Genomic DNA, 14,645 nt, shown 5'->3' with positions numbered 1-14,645 from the left:
CATCCGGGCATAGACAGGGCGGATGACTGACTGGCTGTTCAATCCCGCGCCGACGCCTTCGCTGCCGATCCACGGTCGAAGCGAGCGGTTCCCTGTTCGCCGAATTCTCTGTGTCGGCCAGAACTATGCGGCCCATGCGCGGGAGATGGGCCAGAGTCGCGCGGAGCCCTTTTTCTTCACCAAACCGGCCGATGCGCTGGTTGCGGACGGCGCTGATCCCCGGTTTCCCTTGGCCACCGCCAACCTGCATTACGAGGTTGAACTGGTCTGTGCGGTCGGGGTGGAGGGGGCCATCGCCGGCTGGGCGGTAGGTTGCGACCTGACCCGCCGCGATCTCCAGGCTGCCGCAAAAGACAAGGGCCGGCCGTGGGACGCGGCCAAGGGGTTCGACCAATCCGCCCCCTGCGGCGCCCTGACTCTCGGCGCTTTGCCGGACCCGGCGGCGGCCATCGCGCTGTCGGTCAACGGCGAGACGCGCCAGTCCGGCCGGCTCCACGAAATGGTCTGGAACCCGGGCGAGATCCTCGCCAAGGCGCGAGAACTGTGGGACGTCCGCCCCGGCGATCTGATCTTCACCGGCACGCCCGAAGGCGTCGGCCCACTCCAGCCCGGTGATCGGATCGAGGCGACTATCGACGGGCTCCAAACCCTGAGCTTCACGGTGCTTCCGCGATGATCCTGCACGGCTACTGGCGCTCGGGCGCCGCCTGGCGCACACGCATCGCCCTCGCCCTCAAGGGGCTGGACTATGACCAGCAGGGTGTCGACCTGCGCACTGGCGCCCAGAGGTCCGCCGCCTTCGTCGCGCTGAACCCGCAAGGCATGGTGCCCGCACTGGAGGTGGACGGGGCTGTCCTGACCCAGAGCCCGGCAATCCTGGAATGGCTGGAGGAGGTCCATCCGGCCCCGCCGCTGCTGCCTGCCGATCCCGTCGCCCGCGCCCAGGTCCGCGCCATGGCGGCGCTGATTGGTTGCGACATCCATCCGCTGAACAATCTGCGGGTCGGCAAGGCCCTGCGCGAGACCTTCAGCGCCGATCAGGCCGCCGTCGACGCCTGGGCCGCGCGCTGGATCGTTCCCGGCTTCGAGGCGCTGGAGGCACTGGTGAAGCGCCACGGGTCAGGTTGGTGTTTCGGGGCGGCGCCGACGCTCGCCGATTGTTATCTGATCCCGCAGATCTATTCGGCTCGCCGGTTCAATGTTCCACTCGAGGCCTTCCCCCGCCTTCTGGCCATTGATGCGGCCGCGGCGACCCATCCCGCCTTTATGGCGGCCCATCCTGACGCCCAGCCCGACGCGGACTGAGGCTCAGCCCAGGAACCGGTCCACCGCCGCCATGAACCGCGTCGGCTGGTCGATCATCACCATATGCTCGGCCCCCTCGATCGGCACGAAGGCGGCGGGAGTGCGTAGCCGGGCATAGGCGCCGCGGAAAAGCCGATCGGTGCGGCTGCGCGGTGAAGCCTGGTCGGCGCTCCAGCCGTAGACCACGGTCACCGGCGCGGTGATGTCGGGCAGGCGGCGGCGCAGGTCCACCGTCATCACCTCGTACAGCGACTGGGCCAGAACGCGGCGGTCGCCGCCCTGCCAGCCCAGCGAGCCGAACACGGCGTCCGTCGCCCCGCCCAGCTCCAGTCCCATCTGTCGGCCCCGCGAACGCAGCGCCTCGTCACCGAGGAACTGAATTGCCTGATAGGCCAGCTGGGCGATCGGTTCGACGTCGCCGACCGTGGCCCGGGGGCTGATCAGGGCAGCGAAGAAGGGCGAGGAATCCACCACCATGACCCGACCGATGCGAACCCCGGCGTCCGCCGCGACACGCAGGCCGACCTGGCCGCCCATGGAATGGCCGATGATCGCCGGCCTCTCCAGCCTCTGTTCGGTGATGTAGCGGCGCACTTCGGCCGCGACCGCCGCCATGACCGCGCCGCTGGCGTTCGCCCCTGCGGCCAGATCGCCGAAGCCTCGCACCGAGACCAGATGCAGCCGCCGCTTTCCGGCCAGCCGGTCCGCCACGCCGCGCCACACCTCGGCGGTCGAAGCGAGTCCAGGGATCAGCAGCACATCGGCCCCGCGTCCGCGTGTCGTGACTGTGATCCGCCGCGAGCTGAAGGCGGTCTGGGCCCGGACGCCGGACCCCGCGCTCCACAGCACGGCTCCGCCGATCAGTCCCCGTATAATGTTTCGCCTTTGTTCCATGTCGTCTTCGGGTTAACGTCCGCGCCGGAACGCGAGGGAGAGCGCAGTGAGCCAGTCCGACGAGATCGTCTTCTACACCAACCCCATGTCGCGCGGCCGTATCGCGCGCTGGATGCTGGAGGAGATCGGCCAACCGTACCGCACGGTGGTTCTGGATTACGGCACGACGATGAAGGCCCCCGAATATCTGGCGATCAATCCGATGGGCAAGGTGCCCACCGTCACCCATCGCGGCGTGACGGTGACCGAATGTGCGGCGGTCTGCGCTTATCTGGCCGACGCCTTTCCCGAGGCCGGCCTGGCCCCGGCGCTCAACGACCCGGCGCGCGGACCCTACCTGCGCTGGATGTTTTTCGGGGCGGGACCGCTTGAGGCGGCGGTGACGGCCAGGTCTCTGGGCCTGCTGGCCCCGGCCGACAAGGCGGCAATGGCGGGTTACGGCAGTTTCGAACAGGTGGTCGATGCGCTTGAGGGCGTCGTTTCAGGCGCGGGGCCGTGGCTGCTGGGCGATCGGTTCAGCGCGCTGGACGTCTATCTGGGCAGTCAGATCGGCTGGGGGGTGCAGTTCAAGAGCCTGCCCGAGCGTGACGCCTTCAAGGCCTATGCGGGCCGGCTGTTTCAGCGCCCGGCGGCGATACGCGCGCGCGAGATTGACGACGCCCTGATGGCCACGGCGAATGCGGGAAGCTGAAGCCGCGCTTTAGCCCTGGGCGGGGCGCAGGCCCTCGACGGCGGCGCGCTGGACAACCGGGCGGCGTTCGCCACCGGCGGCCCGGATGCGGTCAATGCGGGCCTTCTCAGCCCTGAAAGCCGCCAGATCGGCGCCGGCGAGGATCGTGCCTTCGGTGGTGCGCACGCCGGCGGGATTGATCCGCTGGCCGCGCCGCCAGATTTCATAGTGCAGGTGCGGGCCGGTCGAGGCGCCGGTGGAGCCGACATAGGCCACGACCTGGCCCTGGCGCACGCGCTGTCCGGCGCGCATGCCCGAGGCATAGCGCGAGAGGTGGCCGTAGCCGGTCTCCAGACCGTTGGAATGACGAATGCGCAGCCAGTTGCCGTAACCGCCCCAGCGGCGCGCCTCGACGACGACACCGTCGGCGGGGGCAACGACCGGCGTACCGCTGCCGGCCGCAAAATCGATGCCCTGGTGCATCTTGCGATAGCCCGCGATCGGGTGCCGGCGGAACCCGAACGACGACGAAACGCGGAAGCCTCGCTCAAGCGGCGTGCGCATGAAGGCCGAACGCGTGTTCTTGCCGGTGGCGTCGAAATACTGGGCCTCTCGGGCGTCGTCAGGCTGGAAGCGATAGAAGGCCACGCCCTTCAGTTCAGCGTACAGCAGGCCGTCTGTGCCGATAGTGCGGCCGTTCTCGGTAATGGTGCGACCGAAGACATAGGTGAATTCGTCATTGGAGCGGATGTCGCGGTCCATGTCGAACCGGTGCGAGAACAGACGACCGGCGGCCCGCGCCACATCGGCGGGAGCCCCTTCGCGGCGGGCCGTGCGCGACAGCGAGCCTTCGACCTTGCCCGTCAGAACCACCGTCTCGTGGGTGACCTTCTCCTCCAGCGCCCGTAGGCGCAGGGCGCCGTCGAAGCTGCGCGACACGGTCAGCTGGGTCGCCGGACCCGTGCGCATGGTCAGGCCGATCAAACGGGCCTCGCCTCGGCCGCCGCGCGGCTGGGAAATGGCGGTTTCGAAACGCTGGCCCGCGCGCATGGCGTTCACATCCATGGCGTTCGACAGCGTGGCGGCGACGGCTGACGCTTCTTCCGGCGCAATGCCTGTGCGGCGCACAGCCTGTTCGAAGGTTTCACCGCGGCGGATCTGGACGGGGATGGCCTCGGGCGTGGTCAGACCGGCAGGCATGCCGGCGGCCGCAAACGCCTGGTCGGCGAGGACCGAAATCTCATTCTGGGTGAGGGGCGCAGCCTCTTCCGCTTTCGCGGGTTGGTATACGCGACCGGCAAGCAGCGCCACCGAGATTGCGGCCACCGCCGTCAGGGCGTGGGGCGCAATACGCATCGGCTGGCGACGTGGGTCGAACTGAGCCATCGGTCCCCGGGAAACAGCGACGCCGGACGGCGCCAAAGCCACTGGTAGCAAGGATCGCGCCGGAGCAGCCCCTGCACGAGACAGGCCGTATAGCCCGTCCGCCCCATCATGGGAAGGTAGTTCGTTACAGCGCGTTAAACGCAGCCTAGTCGTTGATAAAGCTTGCGTGAACCCTGAGACTATCGCGGGCGTTCGGCTGTGTATTCGCCGCGTTTGGGCAATGAAATGACTCACCCCTGCGGCAACGTGTCCCGAACGGAACCGCGCGGCATTCAAAGTGGCCGATGCGCCACTCTACTGTGTTGTGACGGACACGATTCTAGTGCTGAACGGGACGATTCCTTTGCTCACCGGCCTTTCCTCCCGCCCGCCCATCCCGATATGACCGGTCCATGACCGCCGCGATCGATCCCTCTCCGCCTCCCGTGCGGCCTGTGCGCACGCGCGGTCGCCGCGCCTTACTCATGGCGGGCGTGGTCTTCGGCGTGCTGCTGATCCTGACAGCCCTGCTCTACCTTAACCGGCGCACGGCGACGCGGCAGGTTCTGATCGGCTGGCTGGAGCAGCAGGGCGTCAAGGCCGACATGCAGATCGAGCGGCTTGAACTGGACGGTCTGGTGGCCAGCGTCCGCATTGGCGACGGCGCCCACCCTGACGTCACCGTCGAACGGGTCGAGGTCGACTACGCCATCGGCGCGCCCTGGTTGCAGGGGGGGCTTGGCCTCACGCCCACGCGCATCCGGCTGGTGCGCCCGGTGGTGCGCGCCAGCGTCCGCAACGGCAAGCTGAGCCTGGGTTCGCTGGACCCGTTGGTTGAGCGCTTCACCGGCCGTCCGCCGCGGCCCGACAGCCGCGGCCCGCTGGTTCTGGTCGAGGGCGCCAGGGTCCGGCTCGACACCGACTACGGCCCGACCAACATTTTCGGCGACGCCCGCGTTGACAACGGACAGCTGATGCGGCTGACCGCCCGGATGCCCGCGACCGCCTTCAAGAGCGGGGCCGCCGAGGCGCGCGGGCTACAGGCCACGGTCGATCTGACCACGACGGGCGACCGCGTCGCCCTGCGTTTCGCCGCCGCCGCCGAACGCGCCGGCCTGCCGGGCTTCAACGGCGAGGCGGCCCGGCTGACCCTGGTCGGCGACCTGCCCTATCCCGACCTCAAGACCCGGCGCGGCGACGGCCGGGCGCGGATCGAACTGCGCGTGGCGGCAGCCCGTCTCGCCGGGGGCGACGCCCTGGCGCATGACGCCGACCTGGATCTGACTTTCGACGGCCAGACGGCCGGTTGGATCGAGACCTTCCGCATCGACGGGACCAGCACTGTCGACCTTCGCGCCGCCCGGATCGAAAGCCCCGGCGCGTCGGCGACGACCCCGCGTCTGCGTCTCACCGCCGCCCGGACCGTTGTGACGCGCGACCCTCGCGGCCTCAGTTGGCGGCTGGACAGCGCCGCCGCCATGACAGCCGCTCGGGCCGCCGGAGCCGGGCTGGACGGCGCCGGCCTAACCCTGACCTCCAGCCGGATGGTCCTCGGCGGACACGGCGCGGCGGTGGAGGCGTCCGGCCCCATCAGCCTGGCGGCGGATCGGCTGGCCTGGAACGACCTGACTCTGACCGCCGTTCGGAGCGCGACGGATTTCGACCTCGTCTCCGACGGCGGCCTGCGCGTGACCGCCACGGGCGGGCTGAAATCCGCTCGGGGCGCATGGCCGCTGTTCGGCGCGCCGTCCGGCGAAGACGTGTCGGAACTGGCCGGGATGAAGCGCGCCCTGTCGGCATTCACGGTTGATGTCCCCGGCTTTGACCTGAGCACCGGTCCTTCGGGGACGCGCCTGACCCTGACCCGCCCGGCCACCCTGCGCCCCGCCAACGGTGGCGTGCTCACTCTGAACCCTGCTGCGACCCCGATCTTTACAGCGGCGCGCGGCCAGGCCGGCGGCGGCGCCTTGTCGCTGACAGCGACGCGGGGCCGGGGCCTGCCCGAGGCCGCCTTCGCCATCCCGGCCTGGCGGCTGACCCCGGCCGGTTTCCGCGCCACGCTGGACGGCCGCGCCGCTCTGGATTTCGGCCTCGCCCGGGGGATCACGGTTCGGACCCGGGGCGAGCTGGCCTCGTCCGGCGGCCGCCTGACCTATGTCGCCGCCAACTGCATTCCCCTGGCTGTCGAAAGACTGGAGCTGGGCGAAAGCGATGTCGTCGGCATGGAGGGAGACATCTGTCCTGCCTCCCGCCCGCTGATCAGCGTCGCCGGTGGGCGCTGGCGCGCGGAGGGCGCCATGCGCAATCTCGACGCCTCAGCCCCCTTTCTGGCCCTGCATTTCCGCGACTCAGAGGGTGGCTTCACCGCCACCGGCGGCCCCGCGGGTATTGGTCTCGATGCCCGGGTCGCCCATGCGACGGTCGTGGACTCCACCGCGCCTCTGCGCTTCCACCCCCTGACCGCGACCGGCTCCGCCCGGCTGGCCGACGAGGACTGGACCGGCGCCTTCGATCTCGCGCGCGACGGCGCAGCGCTCGGCCGCCTGACCCTGAACCATGATGGTCAGGCGGGCGTGGGTGGTCTGACCATCGACGCCCCGTCCATCACCTTTGTGGAGGGCGGCCTTCAGCCCACCGACCTCAGCCCTCTGGCTCAGGTCGTCGGCTCCCCGGCGTCGGGCTCAGTGGCCTTCAATGGTCGCATCGACTGGTTGGCCGGGGCGGAAGGGACGAGTTCGGGCCGCCTGACTGTTCCGGGCCTCGACTTCACCAGCCCCGCCGGTCCGGTAAAGGGTCTGCGCGGGACGGTTGACTTCATCAACCTGGCGCCGCTGACCGCCGCGCCCGGCCAGCGGCTGACCGCCGACCTGCTGGAATCGGTCGTCCCCCTGACTGATATCGATCTGACCTTCGGCCTCGACAAGGCCGCGGTGACCATTGAGGGGGGCGATCTCGCGGTGGCCGGTGGCCGCGTCCGGATCGAGCCCTTTGCGGTGCCGCTGGACCCCAACCAGCCGATCAGCGGCGTCATCGTGCTCGAGAACGTTCAGCTGGGTCAGGTGATCGCCGGCTCCGGCTTCGGCGACAAGGTCAGCCTCGACGCAGTGGTCTCGGGCCGCCTGCCCTTCACCTCCGATCGGGCGAACGGCGTCCGCATATCCGGCGGCTCGCTGGCGGCGATCCAGCCGGGTCGCTTGTCCATCGCCCGCGAAGCCCTCAGCGGGCTCGAGGCCGGTGGCGGCGGCGAGGGCGTCGCTCCCAACACCGTCCAGGATTTGGCCTATCAGGCTATGGAGAACCTCTCGTTCGACATCCTCTCCGCCGAGGTCAACAGCCTCGACGAGGGGCGGATCGGCGTCCTGTTCCGCATTCGCGGTCGCCACGATCCACCGGTGCGCCAGGAGCTGCGCATCCCGCTCGCCGAATTCATCAGCCGGGAGTTCCTCAACCGGACCCTGCCCTTGCCGTCGGGCACAGGCATCGACCTGACCCTGGACACCACTCTCAACCTGAACCAGCTGATCGGCGACCTGCTGGAGTTCAACCGCGCCCGCGACGGACGGCCGTCGGCCGCGGCGGCGGCCCCGCCCGAGACGCCTCCCCCGACCACGCCGTGATCAGGCCATCTTCGCCGTTCAGAACCCGTTCACGCTCAATCGCGTTAGATCGCCGTGGATTGAAGACCGGAGACCACTGCTCATGACTCGGCCCCAGACCCGGACGCGCGCCCGCCTCGCCCTGCTCGGCCTCATCGCCGCGGTCGGCCTCGGCGCCTGTACGCCTACGGTTCGGCTGCAGGTCGATCCGATCCAGATCTACGCGAAACTCGACGCCGATGTTCGCGTGCGCCTCGACAAGGCGCTTCAGGACCTCCTCATCGAAAACCCCAACCTGTTCTGATGCGAAAGTTGACCCAGATGTCTTTCCGCAAGTTCTTCGTCGTCGCCGCGGCCATTGCGGCTCTCGGCGTCGCCGCGGGCGCGGCTTTCGCCCAGACCGCCGCCCAGAAGTCGATGATCGACGCCGCCAAGGCGCAAGGCACGGTCGGCGAACAGGCCGACGGCTATCTCGGCTTCCGCGTCCCGGCGTCCGACGCCGCCCTGTCCGGGGCGGTCCAGGCCACCAATGCGGCCCGCCGCGAAGCCTATGCTCGCAGCGCCCAGGCAGCGGGCGACGGCGCGACGACCGAGGCCGCTGCCGCTCGAATGTTCCAGACGCAGCTCCTGCCCCGCATCAGCACGGGTCAGTGGTACCGCAACGGCCAGGGCCAGTGGGTCCAACGCTGACCGCGCGCCGTCTGCTGCCGGGACTTTTTCTCGTCATCGGCGTCGCCGCAGCCGCAACTGTCGGCGTCAGTCTCGCCTGGACGGCCATCGGCGGCGGGCCGCTCGGCGTCCACGGCCTGATCGCCCTGTCGCTCGGCGTGTGCGGTACGGTAGCGCTGACCTGGACCCTGATGGCGCTGGCCTTCAAGTCCAGCCGCGAAGGCTGGGACGAGCAGGCCGAGCGGCGGGCTGACGACCCCGACAAGCCTTGAGCCGCCGCGCCGCGCGCGCGATAGAACGCGGATGACCGACGCCGCTCCGCCCTCCGAGATCACCTACGCCGGCTATCTGGCGCTCGACGACCTGCTCGCCGCCCAACACCCGCTGTCGGACGAGCATGACGAGATGCTGTTCGTCGTCATCCACCAGACCAAGGAGCTGTGGCTCAAGCAAATCCTGCACGAGGTGACCCTGGCCCAGGCCCTGGTCCGCAGCGGCGATCTGGTCCCGGCCTACAAATGCCTCGCCCGGGTCAGTCGCATTCAGGCGGTGATGACCATGAGCTGGGACATCCTCGCCACGATGACCCCGGCCGACTATTTGCGTTTCCGCGGCGTGCTGGGGTCGTCTTCCGGCTTTCAGAGCGACCAGTTCCGGCGGTTCGAATTCATGCTCGGGCTCAAGGACGAACGCTTCCTGCGTTTCCACGGGGAGCGCCCCGCCGCCCACGCCGCCCTGCGCGCCGCCCTCGCAGCACCCAGCCTGTACGACGACGCCCTCGCCCAGCTCGCCGCCGCCGGCTTGCCGGTCCCGCCCGAGGTGCTGAACCGCGACGTCAGCCGTCCGCACGAGCCGTCGGAAGGCGTCGAGAACGCCTGGCTGGAGGTCTATCGCGACACCGCCCGCTGGTGGCCCCTCTACCAGCTGGCCGAGAAACTCGTGGATCTCGACGACGCCTTGCTGACCTGGCGCCACAAGCACGTTGTCACCGTCGAACGCATCATCGGCCGCCGCCGCGGCACTGGCGGCACCGAGGGCGTCGCCTATCTGACCGAGACGCTCCAACGCCGCTGTTTTCCCGAGCTCTGGTCGTTGCGCACGAAATTGTAGAATGGTGAAGCTGAAACCTTTTCCGCCCCGGCAGCGCTTTTACGTCTCCCGGAAGCTGTGAAAGGCCTGCACATGACCACCCCTAACGATCACGACATCCACGTTCTGAACAGCCTGATCGAAACCACGATCGACAGCGCCGACGGCTATCGCGAAGCCGCCAAGGAAACCGACAAGCCCAAATACCGCACCCTGTTCGAGGCCCGCAGCTTCGAGCGCCAGAAGGTGGCCGCCGACCTTCAGGGCACGGTCCGCACCCTGGGCGGCGAGCCCGAGGACGACGGCTCCATCCTCGCCAAGGCCCATCGCGCCTTCCTCGACGTCAAACACGCCCTGCTGCGCGACGAACAGGCCGTGGTGAACTCGGTCGAGAACGGCGAGGACTTTATCAAGGCGAAGTTCGAGAAGGCGCTTGAGGATTCGGCCGTCTCCGCCACCACCCGCGAAACCATCCGTCGCGCCTGGACCACGGTGAAGGAAGGCCACGATCAGATGCGCGATCTCAAGCACAGCCTGGAAGGCCAGAAGGACGCGGACGGCCGGCTCTATCCGAACTGAGCCCCCTTGGAGAGACAGAAAAGGCCCCGGCGGTTACGCCGGGGCCTGTGTAATTCCAGCGAAAATAAAGCGGCTTACGCTTCGGTGTCGTCGGTCTTCCGGGCGGAGCCGGTTTCCGGCACCACGACGCCCTTGACCGGACGGACGGTCTGCTTTTCGGCGATCCGGGCCGACTTGCCGCGGCGATCACGCAGGTAATAGAGCTTGGCGCGCCGCACGACGCCGCGACGCTTCACCTCGATGGCGTCGATGTTCGGCGACATCAGCGGGAAGACGCGCTCGACGCCCTCGCCGAAGCTGATCTTGCGTACGGTGAAATTCTCGTTGATCCCGCCGCCGGCGCGGGCGATGCAGACGCCCTCGAAGGCTTGGATGCGTTCGCGCTCGCCTTCCTTGATCTTGACCATGACGCGCAGCGTATCGCCGGGCTGGAAGTCGGGGATCGCACGGACGGCGACCAGGCGGGCTTTTTCTTCGGCTTCGATCGTCTGAAGGATGTTCATTCTATTCTCCTCGGGCTTTTGCGCCCTTTAGCTGTGATTTGGCGGGCTCAGGTCCCGCATTTTTCTTGTCCGGATAAGCCGTCCAGAGGTCTGGCCGTCGTTCCCGGGTCGTCTCTCGCCGCTGCTCTTCGCGCCATGCGGCGACCTTTTTATGGTCTCCGGACAGCAGAACCTCGGGTATCTCCAGCCCCTCGAACGTCCGCGGTCGCGTGTACTGCGGATGCTCCAGAAGACCGTCCTCGAAGCTCTCCGAACTCAGGCTTTCCGCCTGGCCCAGCACCCCGGGCAGCAGTCTTACGCACGCCTCGATCACCACCATCGCCGCCGCCTCGCCGCCGGCGAGCACCGCGTCTCCGACGGAGACCTCCTCGAACCCGCGCGCGTCGAGCACGCGCTGGTCCACCCCCTCGAACCGGCCGCACAGCACCGTAATGCCGTCCGCCCGAGCCCATTCCTTGACGCGCGCCTGGGTCAGGGGCCGACCCCGGGCGCTCATGTACAAAAGCGGCCGCGCCGGTCCGGATACGCTGTCGAGCGCCCTCGCCACCACGTCCGCTTTCAGCACGGCTCCCGGGCCGCCACCCGCGGGGGTGTCGTCCAGGAAGCCGCGCGTATCTGTGGAAAAGGCCCGAATGTCAACCGTTTCAAGGCTCCACAGCCCGCGCTCACGCCACGCCGTGCCGATCAGCGACACGCCGAGCGGCCCCGGAAACGCTTCCGGAAACATGGTCAGGACAGTGGCGGTGAAAGGGGGCATGGGGGATAGGGTGTGGGGTGTGGGGTGTGGTATGGGGATCAGGTTTCAGGGGGCGGCGGTGACGGGAGGAACTCCCCATACCCCATCCCCCATACCCCACACCCTAGCAAGCCTGCCCCGCCGCCCAACCCGACGACCAGGCCCACTGGAAATTGTAGCCGCCGAGCCAGCCGGTGACGTCGACGGCCTCGCCGATGACGAAGAGGCCCGGCACGGTCTTCGCCGCCATGGTCTGCTGGTCCAGCTGGTCGACAGCCACGCCGCCCAGGGTGACCTCGGCGGTGCGGTAGCCTTCGGAGCCGACCGGCTTGACGGTCCAGGCGTTCACGGCGGCGTCGAGACGGCGCAGGGTCTTGTCGCCGACCTCGGCCAGCTTGCCCCTGACGGCCTCGCGGTCGCAGACGCTTTCGGCCAGGCGGCGGGGTAGGATGTGGCCCAGCGCCGTGTGCACCATCTGTTTGCCGTTCGCCTCCTTGGCGGCTTTCAGGCGGTCATAGACGGCCTCGCCGGGGGCCATGGCGACGGTGATGGCCTCGCCCTCGCGCCAGTAGGAGCTGATCTGGAGGATGGCGGGCCCCGACAGGCCGCGGTGGGTGAACAGCATGGCCTCATTGAACGTTGGCCTATCGCCCTTCGGGCTACTTGAGGCCGGGATGACGCTGACGCTGACGCTGGCGTCGACGGCGACCCCGGCGAGGGGCGTCAGCTGCTCCAGCAGCCCGGCTTCGAAGGTCAGGGGGACCAGCGCCGGGCGGGTCTCGGTGACCCGCAGGCCGAAGCCTCGCGCGGTCTCATAGGCCCAGCCGGTGGCTCCCATCTTGGGGATCGACTTGCCGCCGGTGGCCAGCACCAGCGAGGCCGCCCGCACCACGGAGCCGTCCGACAGGGCGGCCGCATAGATGTCGCCCACGCGATCGACCCGCTCGACCGAGACGCCCAGCGACAGGACCACGCCCGCCGCCCGCATGTCGTCGGTCAGCATGCGGATGATCTGTCTGGCGCTGTCGTCGCAGAACAGCTGGCCGAGGGTTTTCTCGTGCCAGGCGATGCCGGCCCGGTCGACCCGTTTGACGAAGTCGTGCTGCGTAAACCGCTTCAGCGCCGAGGTGGCGAAGCGCGGGTTCTCGCCGAGGAAGTTGGCGGGCCCGGTCCCCAGATTGGTGAAGTTGCAGCGCCCGCCGCCCGAGATGCGGATCTTCTCGCCCGGCGCCCGGGCGTGGTCGAGGATGCGGACGGAACGCCCGCGCCGCCCGGCCTCGATGGCGCACATCATCCCGGCCGCGCCGGCGCCGACGATCAGGACATCGACGGCCAATGGGGTGCTCTGGGGGGTCATGCGGCGGCCTTAGCACGGGCGGCGCTCAAGCAGCGAGGCCCCGCGGGCCGAGCGCTAGCGCCAACAAAAAAGGGTCGGGAGTACACTGTCGGCGGCGGAAAAAGTTCAGGCGGTTTCGGGCGCGTGTTCGGGCAGCGTCAATAGGCTGGCAATCCGCCTCGGCCTGGGGCGGTCGGGCGGGGTTGGAGGATGGCGATGTCAAAGACCCTTCCCGGCTTTCGCCGGGATGACGAAGGCGGGGCGGGCCTGCGCCCGCCTCGAGCCGCATTATACCCCGGTGTGGGGGCGTGGTGGGGAGACGCCGCGCGCGGCGGCGCGTCCGGCGCCGGACCGGGGGTCGAAAGGGCGCCTTCGGGGGTTGAGAGGGGCGGGATTATTGGGGGCGGGAATACACTGTTTCCAAGGGGCGCGGCTTGTCATCCCGGCCGAAGCGAAGCGGAGAGCCGGGACGGCGCCCTCAACCTCGTGACCGGCCCGGAAGCGGCGCCAGCCGCTATCCGGGGCAAGGGTCAGGAGGACGAGCTGGTCGCCACCCTGCTCCCGGCTCAGCCCTGCGGGCTGTCCGGGAGGATGGAGGGGGCGGAGTGTCGCGTCCCGGCTCTCCGCTTCGCTTCGGCCGGGATGACAAGGCAGCGCCGCACCCCGTTGTGGTTAGAAAGAACAAAAAGCGAACGTTCCGATTGACTCTGCCCGTCGCGCGCGGCTGGATCACCCCGGGTCGGCGGTTTCGAGATGAAGGATGCATTCCATGCCGGCCGAAGACCCCGACGCCATCGCCGCCCGCCTGCTTGAGGCTCTGGAGGGCCTCGACCTGACCAGCGCCGACGGCCGCGCCGGCATCAACACCCTGCTGTCCGAGATCGAACGCGCCTGCCCCGGCGCCATCCTGCAACAGGCCGCGGGGATCGAGTTGCGGGCGGTGGGGTTGGGGAAAGGGGACCGGATCAATCGCCTAATTCGCCATCACGCGGCCGCCGATCTCCTGCGGTGGATTGTCGTCGCACCGCTAACCCTGAGACGGTATTCGAGCATAGGCTGGCTAATGCCGTAGGTATGCCGAGCTTGACTGGCAAGGCCGTGTTTGAGCACGTGATTGGCACCTTCATTGGTGAGCAGCAGGCATCCGGAGAGGAAGTTCGCCTCCGCTTCGATGTCGCCGTCATGGTGCCTGTCGCCATCCTCGGTCAGTGGGGGTGCGCTTTCGTGTCCAAGAAATAGATGCGCGAGTTCGTGGCAGATGTTGCTTCGCTGTCGGTGAAGGTGGTGGGAATCGTTGTGCACAATCGCCGTTTGTGACCCGCAAGGAACGGTGACTGCCGATAACTTTGAGCCGTCAGGTCCCAGAAAGCGAGAGCAGTCGGCTCCCAGCTGGCTCAGCGGGATAATCTCGACCTCGAAGTAGATCGCGAGCGCCCATGGGTCGATCGGAGCGTGGGGCGCAAGACCCAGCTTCTCGCGCACGCGGATCGCTATCCGGTTCGCCTCTGCTTTGAATCCGCGCCGAAAGCCCAACCTAGGTTCCCTTTAAGCGATTGTAGGTGGTGATTACGATATCTTCCATCAACTTTGCGTTGTTTTTGGACAGTTTTGGATCGGCACGAAGCAGCGCGGTGATTCGTGCAAGCGACTCCGGCTCTGGCCTGTCGCCATCGGAAGTGCGGAGAATGAACATCTCCGCGTTTAGGTTCGACCAATCGAGCAGAGCGGCTAAGCCATTCACGTCAGGTTTGGCCCCACTCCCCATCCGAGACAGCGTCGAGGCCGCCACGCCTGAGGTTTCGGCGACTTCCTTCCATGTCATTTGCCTGCTGAGCCGCGCTGTGTTGAGGGCGGCGAAAAAAGCCTCCGTATTGAATCGGTCTGTCGTCACGCGATCTCCATT

The 14,645-nt window shown here is 68.3% G+C and carries 17 protein-coding genes; 10 read left to right on the top strand and 7 right to left on the bottom strand.

Annotation, left to right across the window (positions count from 1 at the left end; genetic code table 11):
• Positions 1–22 precede the first annotated feature (22 nt).
• Positions 23–676, top strand: coding sequence for a fumarylacetoacetate hydrolase family protein (locus Q8K49_RS03645; RefSeq protein ID WP_305304136.1), 654 nt, complete (start codon positions 23–25; stop codon positions 674–676).
• Positions 673–1,305: a maleylacetoacetate isomerase gene (gene maiA / locus Q8K49_RS03640; RefSeq protein ID WP_305304134.1), complete on the top strand. Its 633-nt coding sequence runs from the start codon at positions 673–675 to the stop codon at positions 1,303–1,305. Before Q8K49_RS03645 ends, maiA begins: the two co-directional genes overlap by 4 nt.
• A 3-nt stretch (positions 1,306–1,308) precedes the next feature.
• On the opposite strand, the gene Q8K49_RS03635 is transcribed toward maiA, so the two are convergent.
• Positions 1,309–2,199 (bottom strand): alpha/beta fold hydrolase, encoded by an 891-nt coding sequence (locus tag Q8K49_RS03635; RefSeq protein ID WP_305304133.1) that lies wholly within the window; start codon positions 2,197–2,199, stop codon positions 1,309–1,311.
• Positions 2,200–2,245: 46 nt separating this feature from the next.
• On the opposite strand from Q8K49_RS03635, the gene Q8K49_RS03630 reads away from it, so the two are divergent.
• Positions 2,246–2,890, top strand: a complete 645-nt coding sequence (locus Q8K49_RS03630; protein ID WP_305304131.1) for a glutathione S-transferase family protein — start codon at positions 2,246–2,248, stop codon at positions 2,888–2,890.
• 9 nt (positions 2,891–2,899) lie between these two features.
• Here the strand turns inward: Q8K49_RS03630 and Q8K49_RS03625 are convergent, their stop codons facing one another.
• Entirely contained in the window at positions 2,900–4,255 is a 1,356-nt protein-coding gene (locus Q8K49_RS03625) for a M23 family metallopeptidase (protein WP_305304129.1), read from the bottom strand.
• A gap of 392 nt (positions 4,256–4,647) precedes the next feature.
• Here Q8K49_RS03625 and Q8K49_RS03620 point away from each other — a divergent pair, with 392 nt between their 5' ends.
• The 6 genes from Q8K49_RS03620 (at position 4,648) to Q8K49_RS03595 (ending at position 10,167) form a co-directional block, all read left to right on the top strand.
• Positions 4,648–7,851, top strand: a complete 3,204-nt coding sequence (locus tag Q8K49_RS03620) for a YdbH domain-containing protein (protein ID WP_305304127.1) — start codon at positions 4,648–4,650, stop codon at positions 7,849–7,851.
• A gap of 82 nt (positions 7,852–7,933) precedes the next feature.
• The gene (locus Q8K49_RS03615) at positions 7,934–8,134 is read left to right on the top strand and encodes a YnbE family lipoprotein (RefSeq protein ID WP_305304126.1); all 201 of its coding nucleotides are present in this window, start codon (positions 7,934–7,936) and stop codon (positions 8,132–8,134) included.
• Positions 8,134–8,520, top strand: a complete 387-nt coding sequence (locus Q8K49_RS03610; protein WP_370867720.1) for a YdbL family protein — start codon at positions 8,134–8,136, stop codon at positions 8,518–8,520. Before Q8K49_RS03615 ends, Q8K49_RS03610 begins: the two co-directional genes overlap by 1 nt.
• Entirely contained in the window at positions 8,505–8,771 is a 267-nt protein-coding gene (locus tag Q8K49_RS03605) for a hypothetical protein (protein ID WP_305304125.1), read from the top strand. Before Q8K49_RS03610 ends, Q8K49_RS03605 begins: the two co-directional genes overlap by 16 nt.
• A gap of 31 nt (positions 8,772–8,802) precedes the next feature.
• A complete protein-coding gene (locus Q8K49_RS03600; RefSeq protein ID WP_305304124.1) occupies positions 8,803–9,609 on the top strand; it encodes a tryptophan 2,3-dioxygenase in 807 nt (268 codons plus the stop codon).
• A gap of 72 nt (positions 9,610–9,681) precedes the next feature.
• Positions 9,682–10,167 carry a PA2169 family four-helix-bundle protein gene (locus Q8K49_RS03595; RefSeq protein ID WP_305304123.1) on the top strand — a complete coding sequence of 162 codons (486 nt, stop codon included), beginning with the start codon at positions 9,682–9,684 and terminating at the stop codon, positions 10,165–10,167.
• 74 nt (positions 10,168–10,241) lie between these two features.
• Here the strand turns inward: Q8K49_RS03595 and rplS are convergent, their stop codons facing one another.
• From rplS to Q8K49_RS03580, 3 genes are all read right to left on the bottom strand, one after another.
• On the bottom strand, positions 10,242–10,670 hold the full coding sequence (gene rplS, locus Q8K49_RS03590) for a 50S ribosomal protein L19 (RefSeq protein WP_305304121.1): 429 nt from the start codon (positions 10,668–10,670) through the stop codon (positions 10,242–10,244).
• 1 nt (position 10,671) lies between these two features.
• On the bottom strand, positions 10,672–11,427 hold the full coding sequence (trmD, locus tag Q8K49_RS03585; protein WP_305304119.1) for a tRNA (guanosine(37)-N1)-methyltransferase TrmD: 756 nt from the start codon (positions 11,425–11,427) through the stop codon (positions 10,672–10,674).
• A gap of 103 nt (positions 11,428–11,530) precedes the next feature.
• Positions 11,531–12,763: an NAD(P)/FAD-dependent oxidoreductase gene (locus Q8K49_RS03580; RefSeq protein WP_305304118.1), complete on the bottom strand. Its 1,233-nt coding sequence runs from the start codon at positions 12,761–12,763 to the stop codon at positions 11,531–11,533.
• Positions 12,764–13,511: 748 nt separating this feature from the next.
• Between Q8K49_RS03580 and Q8K49_RS03575 the strand changes: the two genes are divergently transcribed.
• The gene (locus Q8K49_RS03575; protein WP_305304116.1) at positions 13,512–13,814 is read left to right on the top strand and encodes a hypothetical protein; all 303 of its coding nucleotides are present in this window, start codon (positions 13,512–13,514) and stop codon (positions 13,812–13,814) included.
• On the opposite strand, the gene Q8K49_RS14815 is transcribed toward Q8K49_RS03575, so the two are convergent.
• Together Q8K49_RS14815 and Q8K49_RS03570 are read right to left on the bottom strand one after the other, a co-directional pair.
• Positions 13,727–14,044 carry an ImmA/IrrE family metallo-endopeptidase gene (locus Q8K49_RS14815; protein ID WP_370867723.1) on the bottom strand — a complete coding sequence of 106 codons (318 nt, stop codon included), beginning with the start codon at positions 14,042–14,044 and terminating at the stop codon, positions 13,727–13,729. The genes Q8K49_RS03575 and Q8K49_RS14815 overlap by 88 nt on opposite strands.
• Positions 14,045–14,276: 232 nt before the next feature.
• Positions 14,277–14,633 (bottom strand): helix-turn-helix domain-containing protein, encoded by a 357-nt coding sequence (locus Q8K49_RS03570; RefSeq protein ID WP_305304114.1) that lies wholly within the window; start codon positions 14,631–14,633, stop codon positions 14,277–14,279.
• Positions 14,634–14,645: the final 12 nt, after the last annotated feature.

It is taken from the genome of Brevundimonas sp. (genome assembly GCF_030682035.1).
Taxonomy (GTDB): domain Bacteria; phylum Pseudomonadota; class Alphaproteobacteria; order Caulobacterales; family Caulobacteraceae; genus Brevundimonas.
This window is presented reverse-complemented; position numbering and strand designations above follow the sequence as displayed.

Bases quoted from the DNA above. Each gene is read 5' to 3' on its own strand.
- Q8K49_RS03645 (WP_305304136.1), top strand. From the start codon at position 23: ATGACTGACTGGCTGTTCAATCCCGCGCCGACGCCTTCGCTGCCGATC.
- maiA (WP_305304134.1), top strand. From the start codon at position 673: ATGATCCTGCACGGCTACTGGCGCTCGGGCGCCGCCTGGCGCACACGC.
- Q8K49_RS03595 (WP_305304123.1), top strand. From the start codon at position 9,682: ATGACCACCCCTAACGATCACGACATCCACGTTCTGAACAGCCTGATC.
- Q8K49_RS03615 (WP_305304126.1), top strand. From the start codon at position 7,934: ATGACTCGGCCCCAGACCCGGACGCGCGCCCGCCTCGCCCTGCTCGGC.
- Q8K49_RS03610 (WP_370867720.1), top strand. From the start codon at position 8,134: ATGCGAAAGTTGACCCAGATGTCTTTCCGCAAGTTCTTCGTCGTCGCC.
- Q8K49_RS03580 (WP_305304118.1), bottom strand. From the start codon at position 12,763: ATGACCCCCCAGAGCACCCCATTGGCCGTCGATGTCCTGATCGTCGGC.
- Q8K49_RS03625 (WP_305304129.1), bottom strand. From the start codon at position 4,255: ATGGCTCAGTTCGACCCACGTCGCCAGCCGATGCGTATTGCGCCCCAC.
- Q8K49_RS03575 (WP_305304116.1), top strand. From the start codon at position 13,512: ATGCCGGCCGAAGACCCCGACGCCATCGCCGCCCGCCTGCTTGAGGCT.
- Q8K49_RS03600 (WP_305304124.1), top strand. From the start codon at position 8,803: ATGACCGACGCCGCTCCGCCCTCCGAGATCACCTACGCCGGCTATCTG.
- trmD (WP_305304119.1), bottom strand. From the start codon at position 11,427: ATGCCCCCTTTCACCGCCACTGTCCTGACCATGTTTCCGGAAGCGTTT.
- Q8K49_RS03620 (WP_305304127.1), top strand. From the start codon at position 4,648: ATGACCGCCGCGATCGATCCCTCTCCGCCTCCCGTGCGGCCTGTGCGC.
- rplS (WP_305304121.1), bottom strand. From the start codon at position 10,670: ATGAACATCCTTCAGACGATCGAAGCCGAAGAAAAAGCCCGCCTGGTC.
- Q8K49_RS03635 (WP_305304133.1), bottom strand. From the start codon at position 2,199: ATGGAACAAAGGCGAAACATTATACGGGGACTGATCGGCGGAGCCGTG.